Below are 21,055 nucleotides of genomic sequence, written 5' to 3' on the forward strand. Positions count from 1 at the left end.
ATGATAACTTTCTTTTAAGTGCTATTTTTGGGCGCACATTTTTATAACCTAAGGTCCACGATCATATGTCAACTGACATCCGAATTAAAAAGGGGTTGAACATCAACCTCGTCGGCGCTGCAGAACCTTCGACTTCCAAAGCTGTTTCCAGTAACGTTTACGCTATAAACCTTCGCGATTTCCACGGACTTACCCCCAAGATGCTCGTCAAGGAGGGTGCTGAGGTCAAAGCCGGGGAGGCGCTTTTCTACAACAAGGATTTTGAAGCAATGCTTTTCTGTTCGCCCGTGAGCGGGGAACTGGTGGAAATCGAGCGCGGTGCCCGCCGCCGGATCCTCACCATCCGCATCCTCGCCGACAAAGAGCAGAAAATGCTGGAGCACAAGCCGGTTGACCCGAAAAAGGCGTCCCCGGAGGTCATCCGGGAGTTCCTGCTCAGCTCGGGTTGCTGGCCCTTCATCAGGCAACGCCCCTATGACCGTATCGCTGACCCCGAGGTCGTGCCCAAGGCCATCTTCATCTCCGCCTACATGACCGCCCCCCTGGCTGCGGATATCAATTACACGCTACGGGGCAGGGAAACCGAACTCCAGGCGGCCCTGACGGCCCTGGGCAAATTGACCCCTGGCAAGATCCACGTAGGGGTTGGCAAGGGAGAAGAAAATATTTTCAACAAACTGGAAGGAATCGAGGTTCATAAGGTAAGCGGCCCCCATCCCGCCGGGCTGGTCGGCACCCAGATCAACCGGATCGACCCTATCAACAAGGGGGAACGCGTCTGGACGATTACGCCCCAGGACCTGGTTATCCTCGGGGAGGCCTTGCTGACGGGGAAATACAACCCCGAACGCATCGTAGCCCTTGCCGGTTCCTGTGTCAAGAAGCCACAGTATTACAGCACCCGCATCGGCGCCGAGATTTCCACCTTCCTGTACGCCAGCGGCGTAAACCAGAAGAAAATACGGGTTATCAACGGCGATGTGCTGACAGGCAGCAAATCGCGTCCCGATGGCCACCTCGGGTTCTACAACAACCTGGTTTCGGTAATCCCCGAGGGGGACGACTATGAACTGTTCGGCTGGAACAAGCCCGTCTTCGACAAGATTTCCACCACGCGGGCGCTGACCTTTTCCTGGCTGAACCCGAAGAAGAAATACGACCTGGACACGAATACCAACGGGGAACACCGGGCCTTTGTGGTTACCGGCCAGTACGAACAGGTATTCCCGATGGACATCTACCCCATGCAGTTGCTTAAGGCCTGCATGGTCCAGGATATCGACGAGATGGAACAGCTCGGCCTCTACGAGGTAAGTCCCGAGGATTTCTCCCTGACCGAGTTTATCTGTATCTCCAAGCAACCGCACCAGCAGATCATCCGCAACGGCCTGGATCTGCTTCACAAAGAAATAGGATAGCGATATGAGCGACAAGAGACTGACACTGAAGAAACGCCTCCACATTATCAAGCACTCCCTGAGGGGCAAGAAGGTTGCGCCGGCATTCAATGCCTTCCACACCTTTTTGTATACCCCGGACGAGACCACGCACAACGGCGCACACGTGCGCGGTGCAGACGACCTCAAACGGACCATGAACACGGTGATCATGGCGCTGATCCCGGTGTTGCTGTTTTCATTCTTCAACACCGGCTACCAGTATTACGCAGCCATTGATGCCGCCAACGGGATGCCCCGGGAAGTAGACCTGTTCGGGAATTTCCTGACCTGGGAGAATTTCTGGCTGGGCTTTACCCAGGTCATTCCCCTGGTGATCGTCTCCTATGGTGTCGGCCTGCTGGTGGAATTCATATTTGCCGTTATCAAGGGACACGAAGTGGAAGAGGGCTACCTGGTCACCGGGATGCTCGTGCCGCTGATCGTACCTGTGGATACCCCCCTCTGGATGCTGGCTGTGGCCGTGGTCTTCGGGGTGGTGATCGGCAAGGAAGTCTTCGGGGGGACGGGGATGAACATCCTCAACCCCGCCCTGACCATCCGGGCCTTCCTGTTTTTTGCCTATCCCACCTGGATGAGCGGGGACAAGGTCTGGGTCCACGAGGCAGTGGAACGCGCCGGGACGGCCGATGCCATTTCCGGGGAAACCATCCTGGGCTCCCTGGCCCAGAACGCGGAATACAGCTACAGCACGGCCGACATGTTTTTCGGCTTTATACCGGGATCCGTGGGGGAAACCTCTGCCTTCCTGATATTGCTCGGGGGCCTGTTCCTGGTCTTTTCCAAGATCGCGAGCTGGCGCATCATGCTGAGCGCGGTGATCGGGGCACTGACCATGGGCCTGATATTCAACGGGGTGGCCGATGCCGGCTGGATCGGGGAGAGCAGCCGCTTCTACAGCCTGATGAGTTTTGATTTCTGGAAACACCTGATCGTGGGGGGCCTGGCGTTCGGCATCGTCTATATGGCAACCGACCCGGTGACAGGGTCCCAGACCAACCGCGGCAAATGGGTGTACGGCTTCCTGATCGGCTTCCTGTCGGTCATGATCCGCGTTTTCAACCCGGCCTATCCGGAAGGGGTCTTCCTGGCCATCCTCCTGATGAACGTGTTTGCGCCGACCATTGACCACTACGTTATCCGGGGCAATGTCAGAAGGCGCCTCAAACGACTGAAAACGGCTACCATACTGCCAAAGACCACGGATGGGAAGGCCGAACAATTACAAGCAGAAACCGTATAAGCTATGGCCATCAACACTGATAAAAACGTCTACACCGTCCTCTTTGCCACCGGCATGGTGATCGTGGTGGGGTCCATCCTCGCCTACCTGGCTTCCGCTTTGAAACCGCGGATACAGGAGAACGAGCGTTTTGAAAAGCAGCAGAACATCCTTTACGCCATGGGGGTCAACGAAAACACGGACGAAAGTGCGGTGAATTTCGTTTCCACCGAGGAAGTGGAGGAGGTGTTCTCCGAGTACATCAAGGAACAGCTGGTGATCAAAGGCGATTCCGTCATGGAAAACCCGGAGGCCTACCTGATCGACATGAAAAAGCAGCTGGCAATCGCCAAGTCGGGTGAAACCCCGAGCCTGCCCGTGATGGTAGGGGAGAAAGACGGAAAGAAATTCTATATTATCCCCATGTACGGCAAGGGACTGTGGGATGCCATCTGGGGCTTCATTGCCCTGGACAACAACCTGGTGGTCCAGGGGGTCTATTTTGACCACAAGGGGGAAACCCCGGGACTGGGCGCCAATATCAAGGCCCGGTATTTCATGGATGACTTTGCCGGGGAATCCATCCTGGACGGGACCCGTTACGCGGGCATCGAAGTGGCCAAGGGCAACAACGACCCGCTGAACCAGGACAAGGAAGACAATCAGGTGGATGCCCTGGCGGGTGCCACCATCACCGGGAACGGCGTTTCCGCCATGATTTCGGAGACGGTGAACCTGTACAAAGACTATTTACAATCCATAAGTACCCAATAATATGGCACTCCTGAGCAAGAAAGATACCAACCTCATCCTCGACCCGCTTGCGGACAACAACCCGATTACCATCCAGGTGCTGGGGATCTGTTCGGCCCTGGCGATTACCGCAGAGCTCAAGGCCTCCGTGGTGATGGCCCTGTCGGTGATTTTCGTGCTCGGCGCGGGCAACGTGGTGATTTCCCTGATGCGGAATATCATCCCGTCCAAGATCCGGATCATCGTGCAGCTCATCGTAGTGGCCACCCTGGTGATCATCGTGGACCAGGTCCTCAAGGCCTTTGCCTATGAACTGAGCAAAACCCTGGCGGTGTTCGTAGGCCTGATCATCACCAACTGCATCATCATGGGCCGCTTTGAGGCCTTTGCCCTCGGGAATGGCCCCTGGCGGTCGTTCCTCGACGGAATCGGCAATGCCCTGGGGTATGGGGTCATTCTTGTGATTGTCGGGTTTTTCCGGGAATTGCTCGGGTCCGGGACGCTATTCGGCTTCAAGGTGCTGGGGGATCCCATCGCCAAGACCGGCGTCTATTCCATCGGGTATGAAAACAACGGCTTTATGATCATTCCGCCTGCCGCCCTGATCGTGGTGGGCATCATTATCTGGGTGCAGCGCTCCCGGAACCGGACGCTCATCGAAGAGCACTGACCGGTTAACAACGAACGCAACGCATTATGTTAGAACACGTAGAATTATTTTTTAAGTCCATCTTCATCGACAATATGGTATTTGCCGTATTCCTGGGGATGTGTTCCTATCTGGCGGTTTCCAAAAAGGTATCCACAGCCGTGGGCCTGGGGGCAGCCGTAATATTCGTCCTCGGGGTAACCGTACCCCTTAACTGGCTGCTGGACCAGTACCTGCTGCAGCCGGGAGCCCTGACGTGGCTCGGGCCGGAATACGCAGATTACGACCTGAGTTTCCTCTCGTTTATCCTCTTTATCGCCACCATCGCCACCATGGTACAGCTGGTGGAGATCGTCGTGGAAAAATTTTCACCCGCCCTTTATAACTCCCTCGGGATCTTTTTGCCACTGATCGCGGTGAACTGCGCCATCCTCGGAGGGTCCCTGTTTATGCAGGCACGGGAAATCGCCACCCTCGGGCTGGCCTTGAATTACGGGGTGAGTTCTGGTATCGGCTGGTTCCTGGCCATTCTGGCCATCGCCGCCATCCGGGAGAAAATCAGGTACTCCAACGTACCGCCACCCCTGCGCGGGCTGGGCATCACCTTTATCATTACCGGGCTCATGGGGATTGGTTTCCAGAGCTTCGGGGGCATGCTTACCGGCGGGGATGAGACCGCGGAAGCCGCCGAAGAAGTCAGCACAGACACCCCCCGCCAGGCGGAGGCCCTGCTGGAACCGGCTGCGGACGAGCCGGGTAAAACTGAAATTAAATCCGCGAAGGAAGACGAGGACGTCCTTTCGTATAACGATGTTGTAAATAAGAAGTAAATGCTACTAGCTACCAGTACCTTCGGAACCATTACCATCACCATCATCGCATTCCTGATCCTGGTGCTGCTCCTGGTTTCCCTGTTGCTCTTTACCAAGGAAAAGCTTTCCCCTTCCGGCCCTGTTACCATCAAGATCAACGGGGAGAAGGAAATTGAAGTGGCATCCGGGAGCTCCCTGTTGTCCACCCTGGGGAACAAGAAAATCTTCCTGCCCTCGGCCTGTGGAGGCGGCGGGACCTGCATACAGTGCGAATGCCACGTGCTTTCCGGCGGTGGCGAGGCGCTGCCCACGGAGACCCCCCATTTCTCGAAACGGGAACTCAACGAGGGGGCCCGCCTGGCCTGCCAGGTCAAGGTGAAGCAGGACATGGAGATCACCATCCCCGAGGAAGTCTTCGGGATCAAAAAATGGGATGCCACCGTGGTGCGGAACTACAACGTGGCCTCCTTTATCAAGGAATTCGTGGTGGAGATCCCGGAAGACATGAATTACAAGGCGGGCGGATACATACAGATTGAGATCCCCCCCTGTGAGGTGCCCTACAAGGACATCGATATCACCGCCCACCCGGAGGAACACGAAACCCCGGATAAATTCCAGGCGGAATGGGACAAATTCGGCCTCTGGCCGCTGGTGATGAAGAACCCGGAAACCGTGGAGCGTGCATATTCCATGGCTTCCTACCCCGCTGAGGGCCGGGAGATCATGCTGAACGTGCGGATTGCGACCCCGCCCTGGGACCGTTCAAAGAACGGCTGGATGGATGTGAATCCGGGGATTGCCTCCTCCTACATCTTTGCCCGCAAGCCCGGGGACCACGTGACCATCTCGGGTCCCTACGGGGAATTCTTCATCAATGAATCCGAATCGGAGATGCTGTATGTGGGGGGTGGAGCCGGTATGGCGCCCATGCGTTCCCACCTGTACCACCTTTTCAAAACCCTGAAGACCAACCGGAAGGTGACATACTGGTACGGGGGACGTTCCAAGCGGGAGCTGTTCTATATCGACCACTTCAAGAAACTCGAGGCCGAGTTCCCGAACTTCAAGTTCTACATGGCCCTTTCCGAGCCGCTGGAAGAGGACAACTGGAAGGTAAAGGAGAATATCGATGCCCCGGGAGACGGGTTTGTCGGGTTCATCCACAATTGCGTCATCGAGCATTACCTGAACCACCACGAGTCCCCTGAGGACATCGAACTGTATTTCTGCGGGCCGCCCCTGATGAACAAGGCGGTGCAGAAGATGGGCGAGGATTTCGGGATCCCGGACGAACACATCCGTTTCGACGATTTCGGAGGCTGATACCCTGCAAACGACAAAAAACCGATATGCTGCATATCGGTTTTTTTGTATACTGAATATTCATGAAGGCACTGACCGAACAAGAACTGCACAACCTGGCCATGAACATCGTAGGCCGCGAACTGGAAGCGGCGGGATACGAATTCATGGGGGTCAACAGCAAGCGGGGACGCAATCCCCAGTTCGTCTGCCTCCGGGAAAAGGTACTGCATTTCATCGTGGTACGCCCGGTGGCCTACCCGGAAGACCCCAGGGAATTTGACCCGGGTCTCATGGCCAAGGTCAAGTCCCATGCCGAGAAATTCGAGGCGCGTACCTACTACGCAGGGGTGGGCCTCTCCAATGCCGGGGACCGCAGTGCCCCGGTTTACCTGAATGAAGAATATATCGTGGAATATGAAGGCCTTATTGAGATTTAACACCGCCTGCCGGGCCGTTCCGTCGGACGGGTGCAGCGGCCACCCTATCCGGGCAGCCCGCCTTTTTAAAAGTTTCGGGGCGCTTTTGCTGTTCACGGTCCTGCAGGGATGTTCCTCCCCGGACCTCGAACGCATGGATTACCTGGGCGAGGCCCTGGGGACCACCTATGCCATCACGGTGTTCAGTGAAGAAGCCCGGGACCTGCAACCGAAAATCGACTCGGTATTCGCGGTCCTGAACCAATCCATGTCTACCTACCTGCCGGGTTCGGACATCACGCGGATCAATAACGGGGATACCACGGTGGTGGCCGATGCCATGTTCCGGGAGGTACTCGCCGCATCCCGGGAGATCCACCGGGCCACCGCGGGCTATTTTGACCCCACGGTGGGCGTCCTGGTCGAAGCCTGGGGTTTCGGGCCCGGGCCGGCCCTGGAACAGATGGACCAAGCAACGGTAGATAGTTTGCTCCGGTTTGTTGGCCTGGAGAAGGTAGAGCTGACCCCCGATAACCGCATCCGCAAGGAATGGCCGCAGACCCGGCTCGACTTTAATGCCATTGCCAAAGGCTATGCCGTTGACCGACTTGCGCACATGCTGGAAACGCAGGGGTCCTCCAATTTTCTGGTGGAGGTGGGGGGCGAAGTCCGGACCCGGGGCATGCAACCGGAAAAAAACCAACCCTGGCGGGTGGGCATCGACGACCCCCAGGCAGAAGGACAACGGAGCATCAAAAGGGTGGTGTCCCTCAGCGACCGGGCCATGGCCTCTTCCGGGAACTATCGCAAATTTCGCGTAGACCCGGAAACGGGGACCCGCTATGTGCATACCATCGACCCGATCAGCGGCTTTACCAAGAATTCTAATATACTGGCCGTTTCCGTCATTGCCCCGACCTGTATGGTGGCCGACGGTTATGCCACCGCATTCATGGCCATGGACCTGCAGCAAAGCAGCGCATTACTGGAAGCTTCCCCGGATCTGGAAGCATACATCATCTACCTGGACGAAGCGGGGGAGACCCGTGAATTTGCCACAGAGGGTTTCCGGACCCTGATGCAGCCCTGATCAGGGCTTGCGCACCAGCGGGATACGTTCGCCGGCTGCCAGCCGGTAGCGCTCCACGGTTTCCGGAGGGAAGTTCCTGGTGTAGTCCACCCCTTCGGCGTCGAACCCTGCAGCGCGCAGTATCTCTATATAATCCCTTCCGTATACCCGCACATGATCGTATTGTCCGAATACCTTCCTGCGCTCCTCCGGGTCGGTGATCCCGGGGTCTTCCAGCGTGCGCTCCCTGCTGAGGTCCTGGGGTACCTGGAAAATACCCCACCCGCCCGGTTTCAGCACGCGGTAGAGTTCCGACAGCGCTTTTTGGTGGTCCGGGATATGTTCCAACACATGGTTGCAGAGGATTACGTCGAAGCTGTTCGATTCAAACGGCAGGTCGCAGATGTCGGCTTTTACGTCGGCCAGGGGGGAATTCAGGTCTGTTGTAACGTAATCGAGGTTGGGGAGTTGGCGGAAGCGCCTGAAAAAAGCCTGTTCCGGAGCAAAGTGCAACAGGCGGCAGTGCTCCGTAAACAATTGGGTCTCGTTTTTCAGATAGAGCCAAAGCAGCCGGTGGCGTTCCAGGGATAGGGTAGAGGGGGAGAGGACATTCTCCCGCGTCTTTTCATAGCCGTAGGGCAGGAAAGTCCTGAAGCTGCGGCCATCGATGGGGTCCGTATAGCGGTTGCCCCTCAGAAAGAAGGCGAGCACGGGCCGTACCAGGAAACTCAGCCGGATCAGCACCGGCCTGGGGAAGATGCCCAGTACCCATTTAAAGAGCCGTTTCACGCCGGTCAAATGGTTAGGGGGGCGGCCCGGAAGGCGTCCTCTTCGTCCGATTCGATCCCGAGTGCCTGGTGGATATAGGCAAAGGTGGAAAGCAGTTCCGGCTTGCCGTCGACCAGGGCCACATCGTGTTCGAAGTGCGCACTCGGTTTCCCGTCTGCCGTAAGGATGGTCCACCCGTCCCGGAGTTGCCGGATCCGTTTGGTGCCCATGTTGATCATGGGTTCGATGGCCACCACCATACCCTCCACAAATTTCTTGCCCCGCCCGCGTTTGCCGTAATTCGGCATCTCGGGGGCTTCGTGCAGTTTGCGTCCCAGGCCATGGCCCACCAGCTCCCGGACCACGCCATATCCGTGCTCTTCACAATAGTTTTGTACCGCCCAGGCCACATCGCCCACCCGGTTGCCGATCCGGAATTCCCGGATTCCCTCATACAGGGATTCCCGGGTTACATCCAGCAATTTTTTGGTTTCCGGGGCTACCTCCCCAATGGCAAAGGTATAGGCATGGTCCCCGTAAAAGCCGTTTTTGAAGGCTCCGCAGTCTACCGATACAATATCGCCCTCTTCAAAAGGTGTGTCGTTGGGAATACCGTGTACCACCTGGGCGTTCGGGCTGATGTTCAGGGTGTTCGGGAAATCGTACATCCCCAGGAAGCCCGGCTCGGCGCCCTGGTCCCGGATGAACGCCTCAGCCAGTTTGTCCAGGTGCAGGCCCGTAACGCCTGGCCGGATCTCGGCCGCCAGCATCCCCAGGGTTTTGGATACCACCAGGGCGCTCTCTCGCATTAGTTCGATTTCCTCGGCTGTTTTTACTTGTATCGCAGACATAGGGTGTAAAGATAGGAAGTCCGGCCGGTTAATCCCAGTCGTAGGCGTGGCGGTAGGGGGCTCCGCTGAGGATTTTCAGCATATCCGCCTCGAGACTCTCAATGGGGTATTCCACAATGCGGCCCAGTTCCTCATCGTCCCGGTAAAAGATAAACGTGGGGACATTAATGATCCCAAAGCCCTCTTCATAAGCCTGAGGGGTATTTTTGTCCCGGGTCATGGTTATTATCTCCATTTTGTCGGCCGGATATCCCGCCGCTTCCAGAATCTTCACAAACCGGGGTACCTCCCGCTTGCTGTCGCTGCACCAGGTGCCCATAAAAAGCGTGATTTCGATATCTTCCAATAGCGGCTTCAATGCGGAAATCACTTCAGGATTGGGCTCATAAGCCGCGAGGTTCGGCTCGTACCATTCCACAAAAGGCTCGGAATACAGGGAGTCCAGGGGTGCAGTTCCCACCAGGATTTCCTGGTCTTCCGGATCGGGGATGCGCATGGCCGTGTAGGAGGGCTGCGCTTTGCACCCGGCAAACAGGACCAGCGCAATCAGCAGGAAAAGGATGGGTTTCAGGGTATTGCTCATGGTTATAAAAGTGATTTTTGGGTCATCAGTTGCGGCTGGGGGACGCCGATAATTTCCAGAAGGGTAGGGGCCACATCGCCCAGGACTCCCGATTTGATGGATTTCCGGTCCGGGTCCACCAAAATAAGGGGGACCGGGTTGGTGGTATGCGCCGTATTCGGGCTGCCATCCGGGTTCACCATGGTGTCGCAGTTCCCGTGGTCTGCGATGACCAGGGTACTGTAACCGTTCTCCAGGCCTGCGTTGATCACATCCCGCGCACAGGCGTCCACGGTTTCACACGCCTTGATGGCCGCCTGCATGTCGCCCGTATGCCCCACCATATCCGGGTTGGCAAAATTCAGGCAGACAAAATCGGCTTCTCCCTTGGCAAGTTCCGGGATGATGGCATCCCGGATGTCGTAGGCGCTCATTTCAGGCTGCAGGTCGTAGGTGGCCACTTTGGGGGAAGGGCACAGGATCCGGGATTCTCCGCTGAAAGGTTCTTCCCGCCCACCGTTGAAGAAAAAGGTGACGTGCGGGTATTTTTCCGTCTCCGCGATCCGGATTTGTTTTTTGCCCGCCGCGGCCAACACGGCCCCGAGGGTATCCTTGATATTATCCTTGTCGTAGACCACATGTACATTCCTGAACGTGTCGTCATAGTTGGTCAGGGTGACGTAGTAAAGGTCCAGCGGGTGCATGTTTTGCTCGTGGAAGGACTGCTGGCTGAGAGCCTGGGTGAGTTCCCGTCCCCGGTCCGTCCGGAAATTGAAAAACACCACCACGTCCCCATCGGTGATACGGGGCAGGGGTTCCCCTCCCGCACCGGTCACCGCGATCGGCTTGATAAATTCATCCGTGGTACCCTCCGCATAGCTGGACTCCAGGGCAGCCACGGGATCAGAAGCGGGAGTCCCGGTACCGTGGACCAGCAGGTCGTAGGCCAGTTTTACGCGTTCCCATCGCTTGTCCCGATCCATGGCATAATAGCGCCCGACGACCGAGGCCAACCGGGTGGGGGTATCTTTCGCAAAGGACACCAGGTCCCGGACAAAGCCCGCGCCGCTCTTGGGGTCCACATCCCGCCCATCGGTAAAGGCATGTACGTAGGAGGCCCTGACTCCCGCATCGGCCGCAGCACGGATCAGGCCCTTCAGGTGGTTGATATGGCTGTGTACACCCCCGTCGGACAACAGCCCCAGGAAGTGGACGGGTTTCTTTTTCTCAATGGCATAGGCAAAGGCCGCCTTGAGCTCCGGCTCCTCTTTCAGCGTATTGTTGGTAACTGCGAGGTTGATCTTGGCCAGGTCCTGATAGACGATGCGGCCTGCGCCCAGGTTCATGTGCCCGACTTCGGAGTTCCCCATCTGTCCGTCCGGCAGGCCCACGTGCATCCCGTCGGTCAGCAGGGTGGCATTGGGATATTTTTGGTAGAGGGAATCTACAAAAGGGGTAGCTGCCTGTTCGATAGCCGAGACCTTTGGGTCCGGGGAGATTCCCCATCCATCCAGGATCATCAGAATTGCTTTGGCGTTCATGGCATGCGGATTAAGATTTCAACATATAAAAATAGGGGGAAATCCAAAGCTTTGCCACTAATTCCGGCATTACTTTTGACCGGCCCGAAGGTGGCCCGAAATCGGCTTGCAGGATGTTAAAGTTTCGTTATTTATCTGTTAATCCTGAAACAGTTACGTATAGGATTCGTCTATATTTATATAGTACGTATTTATTATTCATCATCATCAATCAAAAATCGACGCGTTATGAAGACAACTTCACTAATGGCAGCAGCCATTGCATTATTTTCTGCCGCCCAACTCTCAGCAATGAGCGACACCCAAATGGGCCCAGACCGCTCACCGGTAGTCCACGTACCGGAAATCACCCTCACCCTTGAATCCCCCCTGGTCCTGTCGGGCCTCAGCCCGTTTTGCAAAGCAATTATGCAAGGCGACATGGCTACAGTGGAGAAAATGATCCAACTGGGCGAGGACGTCAACCGCAAATCCCTGGGCAAAACCCCGGTAATCTTTGCGGCCCGTTACAACCAACCTGAAATTCTGGAAATGCTCCTGGACAACGGGGCAGATCCCACTATCCGCTGCGACAATGGTTATACCGCCCTGAAACATGCGGAACTATCCAACGCCACAGAGACCCTGCACATCCTGCGCAAGGTTCTAAAGACATGAGACAGAAGGAGTTCATTCATCAATCAAAAAACCCTGGCTTTCGTCAGGGTTTTCATTTTCAAAGCCGGGGGCTTCTGGTGTTCTCGTAAAAGCGTCCGCAGACTTCCGGGGGGATCAGAAATCAAACCCGGTAACAGCCCGGTAAATAAAGGCGTAAAGCGCCATTGTAAGCATCAGGGCACAAAAAACGGAGTACCCTTTTAGCAGCACGACCACAAAGGACGGCTTACAGCCATCGAATGCATGCATGTACAAATCCTTGAAATGTAATAGTGTTCCCATATAGTTTCATTTAAATAATTAAATCAAAGCTATAAGGGTTAAATCGGGGCGATGAACTCGTTCGGTTTTCTGCGATGTTCTCGCAAAATCGCAAAGCCAAAACAAGCCCACGAAAAATTTGGGATTAGGTAAAGATAGCAAAAAAGACCTGCCACCCTTTTATCAGCCTTATATTTCGACTAACTGCGATATTTCTCGATGGCCTCGCGGATTCTCTGGATGCGGTTGTCCGGATCGGGGTGGGTGCTCTGGAATTCCGGGACCCGGTTGGACCCTGAGGCCTCCTTTAGGATCTCCATGACCCGGATCATTTCCTCCGGGTCGTAACCGGATTGCATCATAAACAACACCCCCAGGTCGTCGCTTTCCAGTTCATCGTCCCGCCCATTGGTCAGCAGCGTATTCTGCCCGATGCCGGCAACCACATCGCCCATTTCCGCGCCCACGGCAGCGCCCATGGAGAGGGTTTTCCAGAAATTGCTTTCTGCAATCCGTTCGGCGGAGTGCCTGCCGATCACATGGCCGATCTCGTGTCCCAGTACCCCGGCCAGCTGGGCCTCGTTCAGCCTGGAAAAAAGGGCGTAGGTGATGAATACCTGACCGCCCGGCAGGGCGAATGCATTGACGGTCTGTGGGTCGGCCAGCAGGTGGAAATCATACCGGTAGGGCGTTTCCCGGGCATAGCTGTTCTGGACCAGGCGGTTGCCCACGGCATCCACATAGGATTGCAGGCGATCGTCCGGGTGGAGCCCGCCATGCTGCTGCGCGATCTGAGGCGCCGACTGCAGGCCGATGGCGATTTCCTGGCTGGGCGTCATGTCAATGGTCTGGGTCCGGCCGGTATACGGGTTCTCCTCCCGGCTGCCGCACCTTTGCACCAGTGCGAACACTACGATGGCCAGCCCGATGAAGATCCGGATTTTCCAGCTACCTCTCCGCATTCAAAAGGGGTTGTTTCACCCGTTGAAAGTACAAAATTCCCTAAAGCAAATCGGGGTTAATATCCAGGATGTTGTCCGTGAAATAGGTTCTCAGGAAACCGGTCGTAAAATGCTCGCTCCCCAGGAAATCCTCCTTTTCCATGATCCGGACCAGGTTCAGCCGCCGGTATTCTGCCAGCATATCCCTTGAGATGGGGGCGTAGGAATAGTGCCAGGGTTCGTATTTGAAACCGCGCCGCCGCGGGACATCGGTATAGACCAGGTAGAACCCGTAGGACTCGCTGTGCTGGTCCATCCATTTCTTAAAATCTTCAAAGGGTCCGCCTTCCGCGAACTTATCCGCTACCAGCACATCGCCCGAAGCGGGTTTGGAGGCGTCGATCAGGTCGACATCGGTCCCCCAGTGGTGCCGGCTGGTGCCAGGAATGGTAGAGTATTCAATGATTTTGTCGATGGCCGCAAGGGGCTCCATGCCCTGATCCGTGTAGTCGATATATTTCTGTTCGAAGATGGCCCGCTGCCGTTCAAAATCCCGGTAGCTGCTCACCACCTTGATGTCGATCCCATCCTGGTAGGCTGCCCGTTTCATCCGAACAAAGGCCTCGTGGGCCTCTTTGCGCAGGTTGATCCCTTCCCCGTAGAGGTCGATGTCGGATTTCCCCATCAGCTCCTCCAGGGTATAGAATTCCTGGTCCATTGCCATACCCGAAAGGGGCAAGCCCAGCGTGAGTCCGGCCAGGCCGGTGTTCCTGATAAATTTGCGTCGTTTCATTCCTTGGGCATTTAGGCTGGGTACTAAGGTACTTAATTTTGGGTTTTAGGGGAGTGCCCGCCCGCCCGTTAACAAGATACCCGCCCTGGCTGCAAAAATCCAGCAGCCTGAGCTCAAACCCGGTTAATTATTCAGATAAAAGTAACCCTGGTGGCGTTCTTGCAGCTCCGGGAAGGTGATGATGTAGAAATAGATCCCCGGTTCCAGGCCGGACTGCCGCCTGACCACCAGTTCGGTATTGGATTTCCCATCAAAATCCCCGGTATAATTGTCTTTTTGGTAAACCAGGGCCCCGTACCGGTTGTACACCTGCAGGTTATTCCGGGGGGATTCCCGGGCTGCTTCGATCTCCAGGGTTTCATTGACCCCATCCCCGTTGGGGGAGAGGTAGTAATTGTCGAGTTCCACCGTGCGGTAGCTTCCGGATTCGTACGTTCCGCCAAAGGTAATGGCCCCGTATTGGCTCGGGACAAAGTAATCGGAGGTCAGGGATCCGTAATCGCGGCCACCCTCCACATGGGTATTGCCCAGGTTTTCCCAGGCCTGTTTTTCCCTGTTCCAGCCCACCACCCTGAGGTCGCCATAGAAGCGCGCCAGGCCGGATACATTACTGTACTCATCCCATGTAAGGGTAACTTTGGAGGGGATATCCCCATCCACTGTCCAAAACTCTTCCCGGCTTACCGTAATTTCCGGTTCAGCAACGGCAGAGGGGTCGAAGTTGTCCGATGTGCTCAGTGGCATTCCGGGGTCTTCCGGATAATAGGCGCTGCCCGCCCGGGCATTGATTGCCTGGGATTCGATGGTCAGCGGCCTAAGCCGTTGTGGATTGCCAATCGGGAAGGTGAATTCCTGTTTATTCAGGATGGCGGCATAGCCATCAACCTTGGATACCCGGTTTTCCCCTGTATAGAATGAGGCATAGTCAAACTGCGGATATCCCTCCCTGCCATCCCGCGCCGTACGGATATCCCCTTGGATCAGGTTGGCGTTGTTGAGCACCTGAAGGGGCGTTTTCAGCCAAATCCCATTGGCTGCTGAAAATTCGGTGTCATAAAAAACCGGCATCCGCGATCCGGATATCACAAGGGATCCGTTATCGTTGTAAAAGCCAACCAGTCCTTGCTGGTTCTCAAAGCTGCCTTCATTGTTGAAATTCGCATGCATTCCAGCGGCCCCTTCACCGTGAAGCCGCATGGTCCCATGGTTTTGGATTCCGGTCTGCCCGGTGGCGGGACAAAACGAAGCAATCCAGGTAATGAATGCTATTTGAAGCAGTTTGTTCATTTGGGCTTTAATACCAGTTATTGCGATTTAGTCCCTGCTTATCTGTTGCCAGTTTACCCCATCGCTTTGCAACCAGTAAACCTTGTCCTTCTTGAGTTTGTTATCTGCACTTCCATTTTCCGCAATGTAATTCAGGGAAGTAAAATTTTCCCCGCCAGACAGGTTTTTCAGGATATAGATCCTTCCAGCACAGGTAGATGCGGCGGGTAGGTTGATGGTCAACCCCAAACTGTACATGACCAAAGTAAAATCTGAAGCCGTAAGGGTTGTATTGACATTGGTGGAGCGTATTCCCGTGGAAAAAGATCCTGCCACGGATAAGGTGGAAGTGGGGGTCGCCGTTCCCACCCCGACCTGACCGTTGGTGAATCCGAGGGATTGACCATTCTGGTTGTAGGTCCTGGCTTCTGCGTCCTGAACCAAATTGTCAGTTGCCAGGTTTTTTTCCGGTCCTTGTGGCCCGGTCAGGTCTCCTGAAGTAAAACTGGAACCGTCCGTATAGTTTATGGTAAAGGTGCCATCCCCATTATCGACCGTGCTTTGAACGCCGTTGCCAGCCGGGCCTTGTGGTCCGATTTCACCCTGAATTCCCTGCGGTCCAATTTCGCCTTGAGGTCCTTGCGGCCCGGTATCTCCGGTATCTCCTTTGAGTCCTTGCGGCCCCTGGAGTCCCTGAGGTCCGATTTCTCCTTGTATTCCTTGCGGTCCAACCTCACCTTGAGGTCCTTGCGGCCCGGTATCTCCGGTATCACCTTTGGGTCCTTGTGGCCCCTGGTCACCTGTATCACCTTTTGGTCCAATGGGTCCTTGGGGTCCAACTTCGCCTTGTGGTCCCTGAGGTCCGGTTTCACCCTGGATTCCTTGCGGTCCAGTATCTCCGGTATCACCTTTGTCTCCTTTGAGTCCTTGCGGCCCCTGCAGTCCTTGGGGTCCTACCTCACCTTGAGGTCCTTGTGGACCAGTATCTCCGGTATCTCCTTTGAGTCCTTGTGGCCCGACTTCACCTTGAGGTCCTTGTGGCCCGGTATCTCCGGTATCACCTTTGGGTCCGGCAGGTCCCTGAGGTCCGACTTCACCCTGGATTCCTTGGGGTCCAACTTCCCCCTGAATACCTTGAGGACCAATTTCTCCTTGTGGTCCTTGCGGTCCGGTATCTCCGGTATCTCCTTTAAGTCCTTGTAGCCCCTGGAGTCCTTGAGGCCCAACCTCTCCCTGAGGTCCTACTTCGCCTTGAATACCCTGTAGCCCCTGGGGTCCCTGGTCGCCAGTATCACCTTTAGGGCCAGCAGGTCCCTGAGGTCCTATTTCCCCTTGAACACCCTGAGGACCAATTTCGCCTTGCGGTCCGGTATCTCCGGTATCTCCTTTGTCTCCCTTCAGTCCCTGAGGGCCTACTTCGCCCTGGATTCCTTGGGGTCCAACTTCCCCCTGAATACCTTGAGGACCAATTTCTCCCTGAGGACCCTGGGGTCCGGTATCTCCAGTATCCCCTTTGTCCCCTTTGTCTCCTTTGAGTCCTTGCGGCCCCTGCAGTCCTTGGGGTCCTACCTCACCTTGAGGTCCTTGTTGACCAGTATCTCCGGTGTCTCCTTTGGGTCCGGCGGGTCCTTGTGGTCCGACTTCGCCTTGTGGTCCCTGAGGTCCGGTTTCACCCTGGATTCCTTGCGGTCCAGTATCTCCTGTATCACCTTTAGGCCCAGTGGATCCTAGTGGTCCGATTTCACCCTGAATACCTTGCGGCCCGACTTCACCTTGTGGTCCTATTTCGCCTTGAGGTCCTTGCGGCCCAGTTTCACCTTGAATTCCTTGCGGTCCAACCTCACCTTGAGGTCCTTGTGGTCCGGTTTCACCCTGAGGTCCCTGCGGCCCAACCTCTCCTTGGGGTCCCTGAGGTCCAACTTCGCCCTGAAATCCCTGCGGTCCTTGTGGGCCCGTATCTCCAGTATCTCCTTTAAGTCCTTGTGGTCCGACTTGACCCTGGATACCCTGAGGGCCTATTTCGCCCTGGATACCTTGTGGTCCTATTTCACCTTGAGGCCCTTGCGGACCAGTATCTCCGGTATCTCCTTTAGGTCCGGCAGGTCCCTGAGGGCCTACCTCGCCCTGGATTCCCTGCGGTCCTTGAGGTCCAGTATCTCCTGTATCACCCTTGGGTCCAGCCGGTCCTTGTGGTCCGATTTCACCCTGAATACCTTGCGGCCCGACTTCACCTTGTGGTCCGGCTTCACCTTGAGGTCCTTGGGGTCCGGTATCTCCGGTATCACCTTTGGGTCCGGCAGGTCCCTGAGGTCCAACTTCCCCTTGAATACCTTGAGGACCAATTTCTCCTTGTAGTCCCTGGGGTCCGGTATCTCCAGTCTCCCCTTTATCACCTTTGAGTCCTTGCGGCCCCTGCAGTCCTTGGGGTCCTACCTCACCTTGAGGTCCTTGTGGTCCGGCTTCACCCTGAATTCCCTGGGGTCCGGTATCTCCGGTATCACCTTTGGGTCCGGCAGGTCCCTGAGGTCCAACTTCCCCCTGAATACCCTGGAGCCCTTGGGGTCCCTGGTCACCGGTGTCTCCCTTGGGTCCGGCAGGTCCTTGTAGACCAATTTCTCCCTGCGGTCCTTGCGGCCCGGTATCTCCGGTGTCACCTTTGGGTCCGGCGGGTCCTTGCGGTCCTGTTTCGCCTTGTGGACCCTGCGGGCCGGCCTGTATGTCTGAAGTAAAGCTGCGACCGTCGATGTAATGGACGGTAAAGCTCCCGTCGTCGTTGTTCACAAAGGTGATGTCCGAAGCATTGCCCCCTGAACCAGCCACACTTTTCCATTTGGTCGCATCGTAGAAGAAAAGACACTTGTGATCGGTGTTGTAGACAACGGCCCCATGTAAGGGCTGCATCGCATTCATCTGCTGGTCGGTAACCCGGGTTAAAACCAGGGCTTTGTCCCGGCTCTCCAGTTCCAGGACAGAGTTACTGTGGATCTGTTCCGGACGGTCGCCTACCTTAAGTTGGGCCATACCGATATATGCGGTAAACAGGAGAAAAATGGTTAAGTAACTTCGGATCATAGCTTGGGCCGACTTGGTATTTGCACCTAAAGTTACGTGCGCCCGGGTCCAAGGATTTCAAAATTGTTGTGAAGTCGCTGTTATGTGTTGTATAGGGGCAATTTCCCCTCAATCATCTGAAAAATAGGGCCTTTCACCGATCTTTGAGTTGTAGGAAGATTACCGCTGTAAGTACAGAAAACCCTGATATTCGGTATCCAGGTCCAGCAATCGGACCACATAGAAATAGACACCTTCAGGCAGCCCAGCCCCACGGTTGATCACCATGCCATCCACATTGGAGAACCCATTGAACTGGTCGGTGTAATTATCCTGTGAAAAGACCAGCAATCCGCGACGGTCGTAGATGCGCAATTCATTGTTGGGTGAGTTCAGCAACTCGTCGATCCGCAGGAAGTCATTAATACCATCCCCGTTCGGGCTGATGTAGAAATTATCGAGTTTGAAGACCTCTTCCGCTTCGGAGAGGCTCCCGAACGTCAGTACCACATAATCATCCGGGGTAAACACATCAGATATCACAAAACCGGCAGTCAGGTCCCCGGAGGCCTGTGCATTGCTCAGGGGCAGCCATCTCCCGGCAGATTTGTTCCAGCCCATGATCACGATCTGGCTTACATCGTCAGCAATAGCCCCCAGGTTGCTCTGCGCGTTCCAGGTCAGTGTTACCGTTCCCGATACCGCACCTTCCAGCCTCCAGAATTCTGTCCGGCCGATCTCTTCGATGGTCCTCGGCCTCAGGTCGGGATCCAGAAAGGCAATAAATGGGGAATTGGTCGGGTCATCCCGGAAATAGGCACATTTGGTGACCGGCACCACACTGGTGGGCTGGTAGGTCAGCGGGCGCAGCTGGCTGGCATCTCCAACCGGGAAAATCACTTCCTGTTGTTGGATGGCCTGCACATGGCCATCGACCTTGGACAGGTTGGATTCCCCTACGGTAAAGGCATCCTGAAGCAGGCTCACATATATATCCGACAAGGCCCTGTCTGTCCGGAAATCCCCGGATATAAAATTCAGGTTGTTGGCCACATCGATCGGAATTTCCAGGTCTACCCCCGCATCGTTGGCAATCTCCACGTCAAAAAACCGGGGCGAAAAATCCCCGCTTACTTGCAAGGGCAAGGTACCATAAAACCCGAACAAACCGAGGTTCTGGTCAAATGGCGCCTGGTTGACCAGGTCCGTGTACAGCCCCATTTGCGCCCCGTCGTGCAACTGCATGTTGCCATAATGCTGCAGAGCGGGTTGGGCGGACAGGAATCCCCCGGTAAGCAGGACGATATGTATTAAAAACCTCCTCATTTTATTCCTTTCCTCCAGCATCGGGTTTGGCCCCCAGCATTTTTTCGATTTCCGCCATACGCGTTTTCAGCTCATCTAATTCCTCGCCCATGGACTGATTTTCGGCCTTCAGGGCCTCAATTTTTTGTTCCTGTTCGATGGTATGCAGGAAGAGTTCTTCGATTTTTTCGAGATTTTGCGTGGTAGCATGGTTCAGAATGATTCCGCCTTGAGCCTCCACTTCTGCAGCTGAGGTTACGCCTGGCAGGTGATGGTTTTTCTTCACGAATGCCCGGACTTCGTCCAGATTTGGCATCTGATATTCAGGATTCAAATTGGAAGTGCCAGTGAAGTAGGATTGGAAGACGTAGTCTGGAGTTTGAATAGTCGTATTCATAGAGATGAAATCACCATCGGCTCTAATGTCACCACCTACATGAAGTCGTGCAAGAGGTGTTGGTTGGGCAATTCCTACATTTTGTGAAGCATCTATTCGCATTGCTTCAGTACTGTTTGTTGAAAACCCAAGATTATCTGGACCTATTCTATACATCCCCATATTAGTATCACCACCTTGATAAAAACCATATGCTGGTTCAGTTGCATCCCCATCCCATGCTGCAAAACCAATCCTAGCTTGAATTTGTCCATCTACATCTAATTTGCTTTGCGGAACTGATGGAAGGGTACCACCGCCAAAATTTCCAATACCCATACTTCCGCCTGTTCCACCGAAGATTAGATCGTTTCCATTCATATTGTGAGTCCTCATAGCGGTTAAGGTCAAATTGTTTTCTGCAAAGTTCGTATTTGAAAGTCCTGAAAGAGCATTGTCTATTCCGACTAAATGATCTTCTACATCTTCGGCGGTATTTGTATTTTGATCACTTACGGTGTATGAAGATGGAGTGAAATTTATACCAACTTCCCGAGCTGTCTGATCATCGGTATTTGCCCCATCAGCCCATGAATAATTTCCAGCCCCGTCGGTTTCAAGAAATTGACCAGCAACTCCACCAGTGGGAAGTTCAATTTCATTTGTGTCGTCCACATCCAGATCGGCAGCTATGTGATTGTTGATCAGGGTGGTGTTGGCCGCAATGTCTGCAGACTCTTCGAAAGGGGACAAGTCAACTGTATATGGCACGGCACCATCATCTTCAAGCGAAAGATTTAGAAGATTGGACCCATCGATATTGAATAAGTCCACGGTCTGGTCATCGGTATTTGCCCCATCAGCCCATGAATAATTTCCAGCCCCGTCCGTTTCAAGAAATTGACCAGCAACTCCACCAGTTGGAAGTTCAATTTCATTAGTGTCGTCTAAATCCAGATCGGCAGCTATGTGATTGTTGATCAGGGTGGTGTTGGCC

26 protein-coding genes are annotated in these 21,055 nt (G+C 55.0%); 9 read left to right on the top strand and 17 right to left on the bottom strand.

Annotated features, from left to right (window positions below; genetic code table 11):
- Positions 1-65: 65 nt before the first annotated feature.
- From H7F20_RS06760 to H7F20_RS06795, 8 genes are all read left to right on the top strand, one after another.
- Entirely contained in the window at positions 66-1,418 is a 1,353-nt protein-coding gene (locus H7F20_RS06760; protein ID WP_185785347.1) for a Na(+)-translocating NADH-quinone reductase subunit A, read from the top strand.
- A gap of 4 nt (positions 1,419-1,422) precedes the next feature.
- On the top strand, positions 1,423-2,700 hold the full coding sequence (locus tag H7F20_RS06765; RefSeq protein WP_185785348.1) for an NADH:ubiquinone reductase (Na(+)-transporting) subunit B: 1,278 nt from the start codon (positions 1,423-1,425) through the stop codon (positions 2,698-2,700).
- A 3-nt stretch (positions 2,701-2,703) separates the two neighbouring features.
- Positions 2,704-3,453 carry a Na(+)-translocating NADH-quinone reductase subunit C gene (locus tag H7F20_RS06770; RefSeq protein ID WP_185785349.1) on the top strand — a complete coding sequence of 250 codons (750 nt, stop codon included), beginning with the start codon at positions 2,704-2,706 and terminating at the stop codon, positions 3,451-3,453.
- 1 nt (position 3,454) lies between these two features.
- Positions 3,455-4,102: an NADH:ubiquinone reductase (Na(+)-transporting) subunit D gene (locus H7F20_RS06775; protein WP_185785350.1), complete on the top strand. Its 648-nt coding sequence runs from the start codon at positions 3,455-3,457 to the stop codon at positions 4,100-4,102.
- 26 nt (positions 4,103-4,128) lie between these two features.
- Complete coding sequence (nqrE, locus tag H7F20_RS06780; RefSeq protein ID WP_185785351.1) at positions 4,129-4,911, top strand: NADH:ubiquinone reductase (Na(+)-transporting) subunit E; 783 nt, start codon at positions 4,129-4,131, stop codon at positions 4,909-4,911.
- Positions 4,912-6,219 (top strand): NADH:ubiquinone reductase (Na(+)-transporting) subunit F, encoded by a 1,308-nt coding sequence (gene nqrF, locus H7F20_RS06785; protein WP_185785352.1) that lies wholly within the window; start codon positions 4,912-4,914, stop codon positions 6,217-6,219. It abuts the gene before it with no gap.
- A 62-nt stretch (positions 6,220-6,281) separates the two neighbouring features.
- A complete protein-coding gene (locus H7F20_RS06790; RefSeq protein ID WP_185785353.1) occupies positions 6,282-6,638 on the top strand; it encodes a Na(+)-translocating NADH-quinone reductase subunit F in 357 nt (118 codons plus the stop codon).
- Entirely contained in the window at positions 6,616-7,707 is a 1,092-nt protein-coding gene (locus tag H7F20_RS06795) for an FAD:protein FMN transferase (RefSeq protein WP_185785354.1), read from the top strand. Before H7F20_RS06790 ends, H7F20_RS06795 begins: the two co-directional genes overlap by 23 nt.
- Here the strand turns inward: H7F20_RS06795 and H7F20_RS06800 are convergent, their stop codons facing one another.
- Genes H7F20_RS06800 through gpmI form a run of 4 tightly spaced genes read right to left on the bottom strand, consistent with a single transcriptional unit; the run spans position 7,708 to position 11,408 of the window.
- Positions 7,708-8,475, bottom strand: coding sequence for a class I SAM-dependent methyltransferase (locus H7F20_RS06800; RefSeq protein ID WP_185785355.1), 768 nt, complete (start codon positions 8,473-8,475; stop codon positions 7,708-7,710).
- A gap of 5 nt (positions 8,476-8,480) precedes the next feature.
- The gene (gene map, locus H7F20_RS06805; RefSeq protein WP_185785356.1) at positions 8,481-9,305 is read right to left on the bottom strand and encodes a type I methionyl aminopeptidase; all 825 of its coding nucleotides are present in this window, start codon (positions 9,303-9,305) and stop codon (positions 8,481-8,483) included.
- A 28-nt stretch (positions 9,306-9,333) separates the two neighbouring features.
- Positions 9,334-9,888, bottom strand: a complete 555-nt coding sequence (locus tag H7F20_RS06810; RefSeq protein ID WP_185785357.1) for a thioredoxin family protein — start codon at positions 9,886-9,888, stop codon at positions 9,334-9,336.
- A gap of 2 nt (positions 9,889-9,890) precedes the next feature.
- Positions 9,891-11,408 carry a 2,3-bisphosphoglycerate-independent phosphoglycerate mutase gene (gene gpmI / locus H7F20_RS06815; RefSeq protein WP_185785358.1) on the bottom strand — a complete coding sequence of 506 codons (1,518 nt, stop codon included), beginning with the start codon at positions 11,406-11,408 and terminating at the stop codon, positions 9,891-9,893.
- 228 nt (positions 11,409-11,636) lie between these two features.
- Between gpmI and H7F20_RS06820 the strand changes: the two genes are divergently transcribed.
- Positions 11,637-12,065 carry an ankyrin repeat domain-containing protein gene (locus H7F20_RS06820; protein WP_185785359.1) on the top strand — a complete coding sequence of 143 codons (429 nt, stop codon included), beginning with the start codon at positions 11,637-11,639 and terminating at the stop codon, positions 12,063-12,065.
- Positions 12,066-12,179: 114 nt separating this feature from the next.
- Here the strand turns inward: H7F20_RS06820 and H7F20_RS06825 are convergent, their stop codons facing one another.
- The 13 genes from H7F20_RS06825 to H7F20_RS06855 all read right to left on the bottom strand — a co-directional run.
- Positions 12,180-12,347: a DUF6747 family protein gene (locus tag H7F20_RS06825; protein ID WP_185785360.1), complete on the bottom strand. Its 168-nt coding sequence runs from the start codon at positions 12,345-12,347 to the stop codon at positions 12,180-12,182.
- Positions 12,348-12,526: 179 nt separating this feature from the next.
- Positions 12,527-13,288 carry a M48 family metalloprotease gene (locus H7F20_RS06830; RefSeq protein ID WP_185785361.1) on the bottom strand — a complete coding sequence of 254 codons (762 nt, stop codon included), beginning with the start codon at positions 13,286-13,288 and terminating at the stop codon, positions 12,527-12,529.
- Positions 13,289-13,328: 40 nt separating this feature from the next.
- Positions 13,329-14,060: a M15 family metallopeptidase gene (locus H7F20_RS06835; RefSeq protein WP_185785362.1), complete on the bottom strand. Its 732-nt coding sequence runs from the start codon at positions 14,058-14,060 to the stop codon at positions 13,329-13,331.
- A gap of 123 nt (positions 14,061-14,183) precedes the next feature.
- A complete protein-coding gene (locus H7F20_RS06840; RefSeq protein ID WP_255443998.1) occupies positions 14,184-15,257 on the bottom strand; it encodes a gliding motility-associated C-terminal domain-containing protein in 1,074 nt (357 codons plus the stop codon).
- Positions 15,258-15,374: 117 nt separating this feature from the next.
- The gene (locus H7F20_RS15840) at positions 15,375-15,770 is read right to left on the bottom strand and encodes a hypothetical protein (protein WP_221898693.1); all 396 of its coding nucleotides are present in this window, start codon (positions 15,768-15,770) and stop codon (positions 15,375-15,377) included.
- Between the two features lie 80 nt (positions 15,771-15,850).
- Positions 15,851-16,234, bottom strand: a complete 384-nt coding sequence (locus H7F20_RS15845; protein ID WP_221898694.1) for a hypothetical protein — start codon at positions 16,232-16,234, stop codon at positions 15,851-15,853.
- Between the two features lie 45 nt (positions 16,235-16,279).
- A complete protein-coding gene (locus tag H7F20_RS15850) occupies positions 16,280-16,552 on the bottom strand; it encodes a hypothetical protein (RefSeq protein WP_221898695.1) in 273 nt (90 codons plus the stop codon).
- A gap of 339 nt (positions 16,553-16,891) precedes the next feature.
- Positions 16,892-17,035, bottom strand: coding sequence for a hypothetical protein (locus H7F20_RS15855; protein WP_221898696.1), 144 nt, complete (start codon positions 17,033-17,035; stop codon positions 16,892-16,894).
- A 72-nt stretch (positions 17,036-17,107) separates the two neighbouring features.
- Positions 17,108-17,245, bottom strand: a complete 138-nt coding sequence (locus H7F20_RS15860; protein ID WP_221898697.1) for a hypothetical protein — start codon at positions 17,243-17,245, stop codon at positions 17,108-17,110.
- A 195-nt stretch (positions 17,246-17,440) separates the two neighbouring features.
- Positions 17,441-17,719, bottom strand: a complete 279-nt coding sequence (locus tag H7F20_RS16005) for a hypothetical protein (protein ID WP_221898698.1) — start codon at positions 17,717-17,719, stop codon at positions 17,441-17,443.
- Between the two features lie 36 nt (positions 17,720-17,755).
- On the bottom strand, positions 17,756-17,980 hold the full coding sequence (locus H7F20_RS16010; RefSeq protein WP_221898699.1) for a hypothetical protein: 225 nt from the start codon (positions 17,978-17,980) through the stop codon (positions 17,756-17,758).
- Between the two features lie 577 nt (positions 17,981-18,557).
- On the bottom strand, positions 18,558-19,703 hold the full coding sequence (locus H7F20_RS06850) for a gliding motility-associated C-terminal domain-containing protein (RefSeq protein ID WP_185785364.1): 1,146 nt from the start codon (positions 19,701-19,703) through the stop codon (positions 18,558-18,560).
- 1 nt (position 19,704) lies between these two features.
- A partial coding sequence (locus H7F20_RS06855) for a hypothetical protein (RefSeq protein ID WP_185785365.1) occupies positions 19,705-21,055 on the bottom strand: 1,351 nt, incomplete at its 5' end.

The sequence above is a fragment of the Robiginitalea sp. SC105 genome (assembly GCF_014243345.1).
Lineage (GTDB): Bacteria > Bacteroidota > Bacteroidia > Flavobacteriales > Flavobacteriaceae > Robiginitalea.